This window comes from Mucilaginibacter segetis (genome assembly GCF_016522075.1).
GTDB classification, from domain to species: domain Bacteria; phylum Bacteroidota; class Bacteroidia; order Sphingobacteriales; family Sphingobacteriaceae; genus Mucilaginibacter; species Mucilaginibacter segetis.
Genome location: NZ_JAEHFW010000001.1, coordinates 1,400,742 through 1,414,996, shown reverse-complemented (window position 1 = coordinate 1,414,996; position 14,255 = coordinate 1,400,742). Strand labels below are relative to the sequence as shown.

General features: G+C 38.7%; 13 protein-coding genes and 1 tRNA gene. 10 read left to right on the top strand and 4 right to left on the bottom strand.

Annotated features, from left to right (window positions below; genetic code table 11):
• Window positions 1–182: 182 nt before the first annotated feature.
• Entirely contained in the window at window positions 183–1,514 is a 1,332-nt protein-coding gene (locus I5M19_RS06460; RefSeq protein ID WP_200065386.1) for a sensor histidine kinase, read from the top strand.
• Between the two features lie 289 nt (window positions 1,515–1,803).
• On the opposite strand, the gene I5M19_RS06455 is transcribed toward I5M19_RS06460, so the two are convergent.
• Entirely contained in the window at window positions 1,804–3,228 is a 1,425-nt protein-coding gene (locus I5M19_RS06455; protein WP_200065385.1) for an ATP-dependent DNA helicase, read from the bottom strand.
• Between the two features lie 66 nt (window positions 3,229–3,294).
• On the opposite strand from I5M19_RS06455, the gene I5M19_RS06450 reads away from it, so the two are divergent.
• The 4 genes from I5M19_RS06450 to coaD are packed head-to-tail and all read left to right on the top strand — an operon-like array spanning window position 3,295 to window position 5,728.
• Window positions 3,295–4,107: a DUF3822 family protein gene (locus I5M19_RS06450; protein ID WP_200065384.1), complete on the top strand. Its 813-nt coding sequence runs from the start codon at window positions 3,295–3,297 to the stop codon at window positions 4,105–4,107.
• Window positions 4,083–4,631: a 16S rRNA (guanine(966)-N(2))-methyltransferase RsmD gene (gene rsmD, locus I5M19_RS06445; RefSeq protein ID WP_200065383.1), complete on the top strand. Its 549-nt coding sequence runs from the start codon at window positions 4,083–4,085 to the stop codon at window positions 4,629–4,631. Before I5M19_RS06450 ends, rsmD begins: the two co-directional genes overlap by 25 nt.
• Complete coding sequence (gene nudK, locus I5M19_RS06440; RefSeq protein ID WP_200065382.1) at window positions 4,631–5,212, top strand: GDP-mannose pyrophosphatase NudK; 582 nt, start codon at window positions 4,631–4,633, stop codon at window positions 5,210–5,212. The genes rsmD and nudK overlap by 1 nt, the downstream gene beginning before the upstream one ends.
• A gap of 54 nt (window positions 5,213–5,266) precedes the next feature.
• Window positions 5,267–5,728 (top strand): pantetheine-phosphate adenylyltransferase, encoded by a 462-nt coding sequence (coaD, locus tag I5M19_RS06435; RefSeq protein WP_200065381.1) that lies wholly within the window; start codon window positions 5,267–5,269, stop codon window positions 5,726–5,728.
• Here coaD and I5M19_RS06430 read toward each other — a convergent pair.
• Window positions 5,712–6,335 carry an NUDIX hydrolase gene (locus tag I5M19_RS06430; protein WP_200065380.1) on the bottom strand — a complete coding sequence of 208 codons (624 nt, stop codon included), beginning with the start codon at window positions 6,333–6,335 and terminating at the stop codon, window positions 5,712–5,714. The genes coaD and I5M19_RS06430 overlap by 17 nt on opposite strands.
• On the opposite strand from I5M19_RS06430, the gene pyrE reads away from it, so the two are divergent.
• The 5 genes from pyrE (at window position 6,334) to I5M19_RS06405 (ending at window position 12,654) form a co-directional block, all read left to right on the top strand.
• Window positions 6,334–6,975, top strand: coding sequence for an orotate phosphoribosyltransferase (gene pyrE, locus I5M19_RS06425; RefSeq protein ID WP_200065379.1), 642 nt, complete (start codon window positions 6,334–6,336; stop codon window positions 6,973–6,975). The genes I5M19_RS06430 and pyrE overlap by 2 nt on opposite strands.
• 4 nt (window positions 6,976–6,979) lie before the next feature.
• On the top strand, window positions 6,980–7,375 hold the full coding sequence (locus I5M19_RS06420) for an SRPBCC family protein (protein ID WP_200065378.1): 396 nt from the start codon (window positions 6,980–6,982) through the stop codon (window positions 7,373–7,375).
• A gap of 105 nt (window positions 7,376–7,480) precedes the next feature.
• Window positions 7,481–9,109: an ABC-F family ATP-binding cassette domain-containing protein gene (locus I5M19_RS06415; RefSeq protein WP_200065377.1), complete on the top strand. Its 1,629-nt coding sequence runs from the start codon at window positions 7,481–7,483 to the stop codon at window positions 9,107–9,109.
• A gap of 103 nt (window positions 9,110–9,212) precedes the next feature.
• A tRNA-Lys gene (locus I5M19_RS06410) sits at window positions 9,213–9,285 on the top strand.
• A 252-nt stretch (window positions 9,286–9,537) separates the two neighbouring features.
• Window positions 9,538–12,654 carry a metallophosphoesterase gene (locus I5M19_RS06405; protein ID WP_200065376.1) on the top strand — a complete coding sequence of 1,039 codons (3,117 nt, stop codon included), beginning with the start codon at window positions 9,538–9,540 and terminating at the stop codon, window positions 12,652–12,654.
• Between the two features lie 200 nt (window positions 12,655–12,854).
• On the opposite strand, the gene I5M19_RS06400 is transcribed toward I5M19_RS06405, so the two are convergent.
• Together I5M19_RS06400 and I5M19_RS06395 are read right to left on the bottom strand one after the other, a co-directional pair.
• Entirely contained in the window at window positions 12,855–13,472 is a 618-nt protein-coding gene (locus tag I5M19_RS06400; protein WP_200065375.1) for a DinB family protein, read from the bottom strand.
• 1 nt (window position 13,473) lies between these two features.
• Entirely contained in the window at window positions 13,474–14,217 is a 744-nt protein-coding gene (locus I5M19_RS06395) for an isocitrate lyase/PEP mutase family protein (protein ID WP_200065374.1), read from the bottom strand.
• Window positions 14,218–14,255 lie beyond the last annotated feature (38 nt).

The following is a 14,255-nucleotide window of genomic DNA, read 5'->3' as shown; positions in this document are numbered from 1 at the left end:
AAATTAATTGCCATATTTTTATAACTGAAACTTTGACACCCGAAAACAAAACAAGCAGTCATTTTGTCAATAAAACTCACTGATAACCAGCCAAAAAGCCAGCTTATATAAATGTTAATTATATTTTAACGTAGCATATATATTTTATATTTTTGGCCAACCCCCTAAAGTTATTTTATCAATTGGATACGCATTTTTTCACACGGCTTCCTTCCAAATACAGCGTAGCATATCGCAATTATTATACCTATCAAAATCTGTTAAGCGTACGTACTGCAAGCTTCATTTTTTTAACGCTTAATCTGGTCATCCGGATACTTTATCACATTTTTCCGGAAAGTTTAACTAAGGCACAAAATTTTCCTGAATTCAGCTTTACCAATTGGATATATATTATTGTAACTCCGTTTTTTTACCTCATAAGCCATTTAATGGTGCAGCGGTTCAGAACAACCCGCCATGGTTCAACAGGTATGGCGCTTTTTGTTTTTATATTCTCGCTATACCTTATTGTTTGCGGCATGTATTCCAGCTTTATTGCCACATCCGACCCCAGCAACGCCCTCACCCTGTATCTTATAGCTTTAAGTATAGTGAGTGTGCTTTTTGTATTTGAATACTACGAAACCATTGTATTGATAGTTGGTATTGAAATGCTTTTCAGCATAATGCTGCTGCATGCACAGGCCGACCCTACAGAGATGATATACAACCAAATGATCTCGGCTATTTTAATAGCGGGTTTTTATATGACCTCCAGGTACTTTTTTTCGTACAAAGCGAGTTATTACCGGCAAATAATTGAGATACGCGAAAAGAACGTAGAAATTGAGAAAGCAAATATATTTAAAAACCAGGTGTTAGGTACCGTAGCACATGATCTGCGGAACCCGATAGCCGCGGTTGAATCATTAGCTATGATGATGGAACTGGAAGATATTGATGAAGAAACTCAGGAAAACCTGAGCATGATGAAAACATCGTGCGTTAAAGCGCGCACCATTATTGACGATCTGCTGGAAGCAGCCAAAAGCGAAAACAATAACTCCTTTGATACCCGCCGGACCGAATTGAATCAATTATTACAAGGCATTGCTGATACCTGGAAAATACAATTAGGCGGCAAGGAAAATGTAGTATTGATAAGTAATGTTAAAGCTGCATACGCGCAAATTAATCATGAGAAGTTCCCCCGAGTTATTGACAATCTGATAAGTAATGCGCTTAAATTTTCTAAAGAAACCGACAAGGTAGAGTTACACCTGAACCGGATAAAGGAAAAAATAGTTATACAGGTGAAGGATCACGGATTGGGTATTCCTAAGGATATGATACCAAAACTTTTTGAGCGCTTTTCGGGCGCAGGCCGCACAGGGCTTAAAGGTGAACAGTCAACCGGGATAGGCTTAAGTATTGTAAAGCAAATTGTAGAAGGACACCACGGCAAAATAAGTGTCCAAAGTGAGGAAGGCAAGGGCAGTACATTCACCATTGAATTGCCACAAGCAGAATAGCAAATTAGTTTATTTCTGTTCTGTTCCGCTGGTGTGTATACAAAAAACGGAACAAGCGGAACACACTTTTAATCAGCAAGTTATCATATTTGTATTTTTATATTTAACAGGTAGTCTACTTCATATAAACATTGGATATATTTGAATTACAGCTAATTAAAATTATTTAAAAAGTGTTCCGCTTTTTGGATTTCGGAACACTATTTTTGATGCTTTAGATCTTATAATGTAACATATATCTAACCGATAGCCATGAAACTTGTATCTGTTACAGGATAGGTTTAAGGTATCAGAGATCACTCTTTTGCACAAAAAAACGTTCGTTAAAATTTACCAGAAAAAGTTCATTAGTTGCACGGGTACATGCGGTATAGAACCAACGCAAAAAATCGGTGTTTACCATTTCCTCGGTTAAGTAGCCCTGATCAACAAATACAGCGCCCCATTGCCCTCCCTGCGCCTTGTGGCAGGTAATGGCATATGCAAATTTTACCTGTAAAGCGTTATAATAAGGATTTAGCTTTAATTCGTTATGCTTGGCGCGTTTGTTAGGGATGTGGTCATAATCCTTCATGGCCTCCAGGTAAAACCTTTTCTGATCAATAGATTGCAGGGCCGGCGATTCGGAATACAGGGTATCCAGCAATATTTTACAATCAAGTACCGGGTCTTCGGCATAATCAATAAACTCCAGTTGTACATCAGCAAACCTGAAACCGTACATTTCTTCGAAACGGCGTACTTTTTTTATCCGCGCAATATCACCGTTGGCAATAAACCCGGTGCTTCCCTCCTCCTGATCCTGCAGCCAGAAATAATTATTCTTCACCACCATCAGTTGATCGCCGCCGGTTAATTCCTCCTCGCGCATTAGTATTCTGCCGCGTATCTGCCGGTTATATAAATTGGCATTTTTATTAGAACGGCATATTACCAAACTGTTTTCCATGCCGTATTTATTATACGCATAGTTTAAGCCTTCCTCCAGCATCTCGCCACTCATCCTAAATACATCTTTATAGCCTTTAGTTACTATCTGTGGCATAGTAACATCACCCTCCCGGATAATATCCCTAACGCGTGTAACATTGTATAAAATCCCGGAATCCTTTTGCTGACGCAACACATCGGTAAGTTCAAAACGATGAATATCCAGTCCGAAACGGTCTTTCATCAATTTATCATCCAGTGCCGGGCTTTCATCATCGCCAACGGGCGGTAACTGTGCGGTATCGCCAACCAGCATCAGCTTGCAGTTTTTGGTATTGTATACATAATTTACCAGATCGTGCAGCAGGGTTTCGCGATTATTTCCACTTAACTGATCGGCTATCATGGATGCTTCATCTACTATAAAAAGCGTATTTGCAGCCAGATTATCGCCTAACATAAAAGATTCATCCACATTAAGTGCCGATTTTTTGCGATAGATCTTTTTATGAATGGTATACGCTTTGCGTCCGGAATAATTGGTGATCACCTTTGCAGCGCGCCCGGTTGGCGCCAGCAGTACTGATCGGTAATTATATTTGCCAAGTGCTTTTACTAAAGCTCCTAAAACAGTGGTTTTACCTGTACCCGCATAGCCTTTTAGTATAAAGCATTCGTCACCGTTATCACTCATTAAAAACTGATGTAATTTAACAAACAGTTCCTGTTGCTGTGGTGTGGGTTGATGCGGAAATGCTTTACTGATATAATCGGTTAGCTGCATAGTTACAAAAATGCCTATAAGTATATTAATTAAGTAATCTAAAAAATATTACTTTTGTTCACCTGCATGAGCGAACATAGTTTTAAATACACAGACGAAGAACTGAACCTTGACCAGGCGCATCATTACACCCTTTTGCTGCAATTAAACGCACAATCGTTCAGTTATGCCATTATTTTTGAAAAAAAACTACTTGCCTGGGCCGAGAATTGCCCGCCGGAGGAGTTGAAAAACCCGCAGGAATATAAAGACATATTAACTGCCGACTATAAAAAAGTAATAACGGGGTTACCAACAACGGGATTCACCTTACTGCCAACAACCCTTTTTGATGATACCCGTGTTGCAGACATGGCGCGTTTACTGGATGTTAAGGAAACCGAAAAGGTATACGCGCAATCTTTAGATAATGAAAATTTTATTATTTACAAGGTTGATGAAGCTTTAGTACCTAACGGTGAATATTTTGATATAAGTAATACTGTTTACCAGGGTAAAGGCTGGATAAATTTGATTGCCGCAAATAATTCAGGTAATAACAACCTATATGTAAATATGGATGAAGGTGTAGCCGAGTTCTTATTCTTTAAGGAAAACAAACTGCGCTTTTATAATTTCTTTAGTTATACCAACTCCGAAGAACTCGCTTATTATAGCGCGTTTGTTGCCGAAGAACTTTCGCTGAACATGAAACAAACCAACCTTATTTTAAGCGGCGATATTAATGCTACTGATAGTAGTTTTACCTATCTGGAAAAGTTTTTTGGCACAGTAAAATTGAATGATATATATCCGCTTGAAATGCCCGAACAAGTAGTGCCTCACAAATTACTAACCCTTGCTGCCTTATCGTTATGCGCATCATCGGAGGAAAATTAAAAGGCTTAAGGCTTAATCCGCCAAAAAACTTACCCGTTCGTCCAACTACCGACCTTGCAAAAGAAGCCTTATTCAATATCCTGCAAAACATTATCGAGTTTGAGGAGATCACCGTATTAGATCTTTTTAGCGGAACCGGCAATATAGCTATGGAGTTTGCATCGCGCGGAGCGGGCAAGGTAATCGGGGTTGACAGAAGCATCCATTGTGTACATTACCTGAAGGATGCATCGCGGCAGCATGGGTTAACACAAATACATACCTTTAAGGCAGACGTTTTTAAGTACCTGGCGATGGAAACCGAACAGTATGACCTGATATTTGCCGATCCGCCTTATGACCTGAACAAAATACCCGAAATACCAAAGATCATTTTTGATAAAAATCTGCTTAAACCGGGTGGGCTACTGATAGTTGAACATCAGTCGTTACAAAACCTGAGTAATCATTCCGCTTTTACGGAGCAACGCAAATACGGACACTCTTCATTTTCGTTTTTTAAAGCACCAGAAGAAACAAGCTGATGAGTAACAAGATCAGAAATCTGAAAACCAGTATCTTATCAGATAACTGGTACACCCTTAAAAAAGTAGATTTTGAATTCCTGCAAAAAAACGGCGAATGGCAACCGCAATCGCGCGAGGCTTACGACCGTGGCAACGGGGCAACTATTTTACTTTACAACAAGGCGGCGCAAACGGTAATACTTACCCGGCAATTCAGGATGCCCACCTATTTAAACGGCAATCAAAGCGGCTTTTTAATTGAAGCATGCGCCGGTTTACTGGACAAGGATAATCCGGAAGATTGCATACGAAAGGAAGCGGAAGAAGAGACCGGCTATAAAATAACCGATGTACAAAAGGTATTTGAGGCTTATATGTCGCCCGGTTCCGTTACCGAAATTCTTTACTTTTTTACTGCCGAATATACCAAGGACATGAAAGTTAGCGAAGGAGGTGGATTAGAGGAAGAAACGGAACATATTGAAGTATTAGAGCTGCCCTTCTCCCGGGCACTTGACATGATAACTACCGGCGAAATTATGGATGCAAAAACCATTATGCTTTTGCAGCATGCCGCCATAAATCATTTATTAAAGTAATATATCAGCCATAATGGTTACTTTTGATTTTAGCAGATCATATTATCCTTATATATGAAAACAGCCTTATTTCCCGGTTCATTTGATCCCGTAACCAAAGCCCATGTAGACATTTTAAAACGATCCTTAGATCTGTTCGACAAAGTTTATGTCGGTATAGGTGTAAACAGCACTAAGCAGGGTTTACTCACCGTAGGTCAGCGCGAAGAAATGTTGAGAGCGGTATTTGCCAATGAGCCAAAAGTACACGTTATAGCTTATGAAGGCCTCACCGTTAATTTTTGCAAAAGCATTGGCGCAGGATATATGATAAGGGGCATACGTACCGTATCTGATTTTGAATATGAAAAAGCCATTGCACAAATGAACCACGCTTTGGAGCCCGAAATAGAAAGTATTTTTATTGTAAGCAAACCGGGTTATTCTTCTATAAGCTCCAGCATTGTACGCGAGATCATCCGCTATAATGGTGATGTTACCCAATTTATGCCTAAAGAAGCTATACCGTACCTGTAATCAATTCGGCTTTTTCCAGCACATCTATAATAGACGGAAAGGTATTTTGTAAGATATAGTTAACCTGCGGTTTAGCAAACCATTGCACATCGGTTATTCCCTCTTCGGTTTGCGGCACAAGTTTGGCCTTGCCTTTATGCTGCATCATAAACCAGTGCGTTTTTTTTAGCACTACCCTGCCCTTATAAATATAAGTATGGTAGGTTTTGCAGATCTTCTCATCAAGCCGGCTCACTTTTATGCCGCACTCTTCCTCTACCTCGCGCACGGCGGCTACTTTGGTTTTTTCGCCTTTTTCTATTTTGCCTTTTGGCAAATCCCACTTATCGTTACGGAAAATAAACAGGTATTTACCGGCCTCGTTCTGCACCAAACCGCCGGCAGCTTCAATAAGGGTGATGTTTTTCATCACGCTTTTCATATAAGCCTTAGCATCGTCACATAAAACATAAAAAAACGAGGCGCTATGTTTTATCACCCATGAATAAATTATTTTCAGATCAAAATGCTCAGCATCAATCGCTTGATATTTTTCGGGCTTATCAGGCAACGCAGTGGTAATTAAAATCACTTTTTCGTTAATATAAATTCTGTATTTTTGAGCCATGTTTACTAATAGTGAGACTGAGCAGCAAGTAGCTGAATTTTTGCTGCAAATTAAAGCAATAAAATTACAACCTAATAATCCTTTTACATGGGCCTCCGGTTGGAAATCACCAATTTATTGTGATAACCGTATCACCTTATCGCATCCAACCATTCGTACCTACATCAGGCAAAGACTGTGTGCCGGCATTCACGAAGAATTTGGCTCCGTGGGCTGTATAGCAGGAGTTGCTACTGCCGGAATACCGCAGGGAGCGCTTGTTGCCCAGGAACTTGGCCTGCCGTTTATTTATGTACGCTCGAAACCTAAAGACCACGGTACAGGTAACCTTATTGAGGGTGAAATATCGCCCGGGCAGCGTGTAGTGGTTATTGAGGACCTGATATCCACAGGTAAAAGCAGCTTACAGGCGGTTGAAGCATTAAGGGACGCGGGTTACACCGTAGCAGGCTTAGCGGCTATTTTCAGCTATGGCTTTGATGAAGCTACTGAAAATTTTAAAAATGCCAAATGTCCGTTCCATACGCTGTCAAATTATAATTCCCTTATAAAATACGCGGAAGAGTTTCAATATATATTACCTGCGGACGTGGAAATATTAAGAAAATGGCGGGAAAGCCCTTCAACCTGGGGAAAATAAAGACATGAGCGTTTTTGAAAGTAAGATAATTATTAAACGGCCGGTAGATAATGTTTACCTGTTTTTGGCCGATATGAACAATCACCGGCAATTAATGCCTGATAATATTAAAGACTGGAACTCTACCCAGGACGAGGCAAGCTTTACTATAGAAAATATTACGACGCTTAAGTTAAAAATTGAGCAAAGGATAGTAGACGATCTGATCAGGATAATTCCCGCAGAGAAGCCGCCTTTTGATATGGAATTAAAATGGGACCTGATAGAAATTAACGGTGGTACTGAAGCAACCTTTACTATTACAGCAGATCTTAATATGATGATGAAGATGCTCGCCTCAAAGCCTCTTCAAAAACTGGCAGATGAGGAAACACAAAGGCTGGCTACATTGCTCACTTAAGTTTACGGTATTAGCTGTATTTATATCAGCGTTATTTCATTTAATGGGCCACCGATAGTTATTTTTAACTATTTACCTTACCTTTGCGGCAAATTACAGTGCAGCATGATTACAGTTTCTAATTTATCTCTCCGTTACGGAAAACGAACTTTATTTGAAGACGTTAACCTTAAATTTACACAAGGCAATTGCTATGGTATTATTGGTGCCAACGGGGCTGGTAAATCCACCTTTTTAAAGATACTGTCGGGCGATATTGACCCTACAACCGGTTCGGTGAGCTTTACTCCCGGCGAACGTATGGCCGTACTTAGCCAGAACCACTACGCCTTTGATGAATTTAGCGTACTTGAAACCGTTATGATGGGGCATAAAGAAATGTATGCCATTATGAAGGAGAAAGACGCTATTTACATGAAGGAGGATTTTAGCGATGCTGACGGTTTACGTGCCGGTGAACTGGAAACTCTTTTCGCGGAAATGGATGGCTGGAATGCGGAAAGTAATGCCGCTACCATGCTGAGTAACCTGGGTATTAAGGAAGATCTGCATTATAAACTGGTAAAAGAACTGGATGGCACGCAAAAAGTAAGGGTATTATTGGCACAGGCACTTTTTGGTAAACCTGATATTTTATTGCTGGATGAGCCTACTAACGACCTTGACTTCCATACGGTGAACTGGCTGGAAGATTTCCTGGCATCATATGAAGCTATTGTATTGGTCGTATCGCACGACAGGCACTTCCTGGATACGGTTTGTACCCATGTTGTAGATATCGATTTTGCTAAAATGACCATTTATACCGGTAACTATACCTTCTGGTATGAATCGAGCCAGCTGGCGTTAAAACAACGTTCGGATCAGAATAAGAAGATGGAGGACCGTGTTAAGGAACTGCAGGAGTTTATCCGCAGGTTTAGTGCCAATGCTTCCAAATCAAAACAGGCAACCAGTCGTAAAAAAGCGTTGGATAAGATCAACCTGGATGAGATACAGCCATCTAACCGCAAATACCCGGGTATTATATTCAATAATCAGGGGCGTGATGCCGGTGATCAGATTTTGCAGATAGAAAACCTGGGCAAAACGCTGAACGGTGAAGTACTGTTTGATAACGTGAATATACTGGTAAACAAGAATGATAAAATTGCCATTCTATCTAACAACAGCTTGGCAACATCTGCACTATATGATATTTTAACCGGGCGCGATAAAGATTATACAGGCGAGTTTAAATGGGGTGTTACCATTAACATGGCCGATATCCCTATTGATAATACCGAATACTTTGAGGGTAAGGACATGAACCTGATAGACTGGCTGCGGGAATACTCCACCGGCGAGGCGGACGATCAGTTTATCCGCGGGTTTTTGGGCCGCATGCTGTTCTCGGGCGAGGAGGTGCTTAAAAAGAGCAATGTATTATCGGGTGGTGAAAAAATGCGTTGCATGTTTAGCCGTATGATGCTGCAACAGGCCAATGTATTGCTTTTTGATGAACCTACCAACCACCTTGATCTGGAATCGATTACGGCACTTAATAATGGCATGAGCGACTTCAGGGGAACCATCCTGTTTACCTCGCGCGACCATGAACTGATGCAAACCGTGGCCAACCGCATTATTGAGATAACGCCAAGTGGTACTATTGATAAGCTGATGAACTTTGATGAATACATTGAAAGCGAAGACATAAAAAACCAACGCGAAGAAATGTACGCGGTAAGTTAAAAACGGAAAGTTTGAAGTGGAAATTTACATCCTATTTCAATAACCGCTTCCGCAGTAGTAAAAATTTTCGTTTATTTGCAGCCCAGTAAAATTATACCATCACGACTTGGTAGCTCAGTTGGTAGAGCAACTGACTCTTAATCAGTGGGTCGAGAGTTCGAGCCTCTCCCAGGTCACAAATGTGGTTGAAGAGATTTTTTCTCTCTCAACCACATTTTTTTTTGCATATAACTTCTATTATCCCTTAAATAACAAACAATTTTGTCATTGTATAGGCTTTAATGCCAAAGCAAAAACTTAAATAAGGATTATAGTATTAAAGAGAAAATCAGGAAGTTAAACCTATGTACGATTTAAAATTGAATATTATTATATTCGTAATTGGATTTTGATTCAAATTCACCCTTAATAACTTAAACCACCCTTACATGATTAGAATTATCCATTTGTCAGATTATCACTTAGAGTCTGATGCCCCATCATTTGAAAAGAAAGCTCTAACCGCTGCGCTAGCGACAGATTTATCGAAATTTGCTACTGATGACTCTGTTCTATTCTTCACTGGAGATATGATCGATAGGGGTGCAAAGAATTTTGGTGAATATAAGATAATGGCATTTGAAAGTTTTGAAGCTCATTTCATTGACATTATACTTGAAAGCAACCCAGGCCTTAAAAATAAAATATTTTGTGTGCCGGGCAATCATGATGTCTTCAGAAATAAAATGGATGAATACGCGGATACCGGATTAAAACAACAGTTAGATAATGAAGTAGCTTTGACTAGTTTCATCAACGACTGTCGTGAAAATCCACGTCACCATCTTGAAAGATTGGAAGATTATAAAAAGTGGGAAGTTAACTTTTACAAGTCATTTAATAATAAGCAGCTATCATCGTTTGAAAATAGTTTCAAAGTTAATCTTTCAAACTCTCTCCTTGGCATAACTTGTTTAAACTCATCTTGGCTCTGTAAGGATGATTCGGATAAAGAAAAACTATTGATAGGAAAAGCACAGTTACAACATTCGCTGGAGTTCCTTAAAGATTGTGATATTAAGCTTGCTTTGGCTCATCATCCCCTTAGTTTTCTCAATAGATTTGATAAGGAAGCGGTTAATATCGAATTGAATAACGAGTATAGCGCATACTTCTGTGGTCACGTTCATGAAGCAGACGGGATTTACTCAATAGCGATTAATGGAGGTTATTTTACTTCTATCGCGAATTCGACAATTGCAGATAGTCCTACTGAAAGGAAACATGTAAATGGTTACAGCATAATAGATTTCTTTCCTAATGATAAAATCCACGTACATTATCGAAAGTATATTGAACAAACAAGAACATTTGTTCCAAATACAGAAGTTGGGACAGAAGATGGCACAGTGGAATTTTCGCTGGTAAAGCCACAATATTTGAAAGAACTCGAAAAAAATCTTGATTTAGTGAATCGGTTGCGCAATCAGAACGCCGATAAACTTAACAATCACATCATCATGTCTAATACTGCGACAGATGTTATTTGTTCTGTAGAAAACATTTTTGTTGAGCCAACTATCTTAAATTGTCCCGATAGGTCTTTTAAGGAGGAGGATACCGTACAGTACAGTATTGATGGTTTACTCCGTAGTAAATCCAATTATCTTATTTATGGAAGTAAAGAGTCAGGAAAAACATTGCTATTGGATAAACTATTCCTTGATTCTTTGGACAAGTTTGACGATCTCAAAAGGATACCATTAATTTTTAATTTCAGTGAATTTCGAGGTAAAGATCCTGAAAAAATGATTCGCGAGTTCTTAGGCATTTCAGCAGCTGAACTTCCTATTTTTTTACAGTCCCACTCCCTTGTTCTCTTAATTGACGATTTTTCATTTTCAGATAGGCATACAGATGTTCTTACATCGTTAAAGAAATTATTAGCTACTTACAGCGATATAAAATTGATCGCCGCATCGACGTCGATTCTCGAAAATAAAATACCAACGGAATATTTGGGTCATAACGATGTATTTAATTTCGAGCTTAGCTTTATCCAATCATTTTCGAGCAAAGAAATTAAACAGCTTATCAACAAATGGTTTCAAGGAAAAGAGATCGATTTTCAGGAAAAAATGGATAAGCTTTTAAAAAGCTTCAAGGATTTTGGCTTACCACGAACACCGCTATCGGTCACTATGTTTCTTTGGATATTTGAAAAACAAGAAAAGAAACCAATTAATAACTCGGTATTGGTTGAATTATTTATTGAAAACCTTTTAGAGAAGACGAAAATTGAAAATATCTATAGCAGCACGTTTGATTTCAAAAATAAGCAGCGGCTGTTGTCTTTTATTGCAAAATTCATGAAGGATAATGGTGATGGTGACACCAATTATTCTATTGGATATGTAAAGTTGTTAGATTTCGTAAGTGAATACTTAGCGAGTCGCTTTCATGGTCAACCTCAGAAAGTACTAGATGACCTAATCAGACGTGGCATTCTTACATATGACTATGAAAATCAAGTCAGATTTAAAGCTTCCTTTGCTTTTCATTATTTCTTAGCGATTCATTTTGATATTAGTACTAATTTTAAAGCAAGCGTGTTCTCAGAACCTACGTATTTAGATTATACAGAAGAAATTACATATTATGCAGGCCTTAAGCGGGATGATGAAGCTGTATTGCAATTTACTTTAGATAGATTAATTGAAGCTTTTGGAGAAGACGTTTTGTCTATTCAGACCCATTCAACAGAAATAGATCAGGCATTAGAGCCAGTTTCGAACGCAGGAACAATTGCGTATCATGCAAATGAAGATATAGTTTATCAAAAACCAAAGTCCGAAGAGCTAGATGATTACTATGACCATCAACTTTCTAATTCGCCAGTCAATACAACTATTGAGAAAAAAGGCGCCCATGCAAGATCAACCAAAAAAAATGTTGATATGGTGTTGAAACTTGCTGCGAATGTTCTTAAAAACAGTGAAGACGTTGATTCATTTAATCTAAAAGTAGAATGCTACAAGTATATCACTTTAAGTTCGATAGCATTCATGATGCACTATCGGAATGCCCTTATAAGATATTACCAAGAGTTTAAGACGAGTCCTAAGCATTTTCCGAAAAATATTAACTTCAATTTGTTTATTAAAATGCTTCCTTTAATTAATCAGGTCGCATTGTATGATTGGGTAGGAAGTCCCAAATTAAAGCCAGTTATTTTAAATAAAATCGAAGCTGATAAATTAAATTTAAGTGCTTCAGAATATGAAAAATTATTTTCAATCTACATGTATTCCGATATTAGAGGATCAAAATATCCTGAAGTAGTCAAGGGGTTTGTAAAATCAGTAAAATACAAATATGCGAAAGACATTTCTTTCTTAAAAATAATGTCATACTTTCATCTTAGGAAGAACTCTCAAGAATTAGATGCGGAATATAAGAAATTAATGGCAGATATTCAGCAAGATCTAGGGCGCGTGGAAAAGAAAAAAAGATATAAATTTCTTGAAGATATACAAAAAAAGAAAGACCAAAAATCAAGTGCATGATGTAATGTTGCTGTGATTATTATATTTATTAAATTCGATCCTCTTACAATCCTCAATAAAAAGTTCGGTAGTAGTATTTTCGGTCACAAAAAAGCACAGTATAATTAATTACTGTGCCTTTTTATTTTACTTTATAAATTATAGTTACCCTATTAAAGGTGTGTACCTGAATGGTAGACTTTTCTGCAAGGTATTCTCATCTACTTCGGGAAATTCGGATCGGCTTTAACTTCTTCTATCTGTTGGGTATGCCTGTTGCTGTGAGCAGCTATAAGCAGGATAAACTGATAAACATCATAACTTCCTACAGGTAAAAGCAATACATGGCTCCGCAGATCTGTTTGTGTGTTTTTAACAAATGCGATCAGTTTTTCGCGCCGGGTTCTAAAAGCTGTGATTGCTTCCTTTACGGAATTATAAGGTGTATTGGCCGGCTCTAAAGCCGCAAAGGTTTTTGATTTTTGCGTACGGTCTTCTACTGCTTTAATCAGATCATCGTCGCTGAATTTGATCTCCCCCCTTTTTTCCGGGTTCGGAGGTTGTGTTAACGAGGGCTCTGCCATCGCCCAAAGTTCACTTTCGGCAATGGCAATATGTTTTACACATTCGGCCAAGCTCCACCTATCAGCAGCGGGTTTATAATTTAACTGGGCTTCGCTTAAACCCTTAACGGCATCAACAACACCGTCTTCGGTCTGCTTTAATAATTCAACGGCTTTTTGTCTTTCGGCATTTGTTAGCATAGGGTTTGTTTTTTGTTGTGCATTGCTCCGGCATATGGTAATGCTCAGTAATGCGATGATAATGAACTGTTTCATATTAAAATAGGTGTGTTAAGGTTTGTGCTGTGTTTATTTCTTTTACCAATTGCTCCAGGTGTGCATATGTAGCCCGATAAACAAAAACCGCCATACTTATCCTTTTTACACCAATATCCGCCAAAGCCTCTGTAGTAGCCAGTTTAGGGTTGCCAACAATATTTACCGGTAAAGCAACCGTTGCTGTTATCTCTTTAATTACAGCACTATCATTAACACCGGTAACGAAGAGACCATCAGCACCGGCCGTTTTATAAAGTTTTGCCCTGTGTATAACGGTATCCAACACCGACGGCAGTTTTTGTAAAAAAGCATCAGTACGGGCATTAATAAATAACTGCTGACCGGTTTTTGTAAGGTAATCTCTGATACTGTTCAATTTACGCAGGTAAATATCTTCGCCTTCGGTATCCTCTATATTGATACCAACAACACCTGTATCGAGTAACTTTTGAACATGATCATTAATAACCATGAGGTCGTTACTATACCCTCTTTCAAAATCAACTGTAAGGGGGATAGTTGTAGAAGCTTTGATCCTGTTAACAATAAAGAGCATCTCTTTAAATGGGATTTGCTCACCATCAGCATAACCAAGGGAATCTGCAATGGCACCGCTTGATGTAGCTATTGCCGGGAAGCCGGCTGCCTCTATTAATCGGGCACTTTTGGCATTCCAGGCATTCGGTAAGAAAAAAGCACCCGCTTGTTGATGAAGATTGTAAAACGTTTCGTAATGCTGCATATGCAAATTTATTGCAACATATACACTTAAATAAGGTG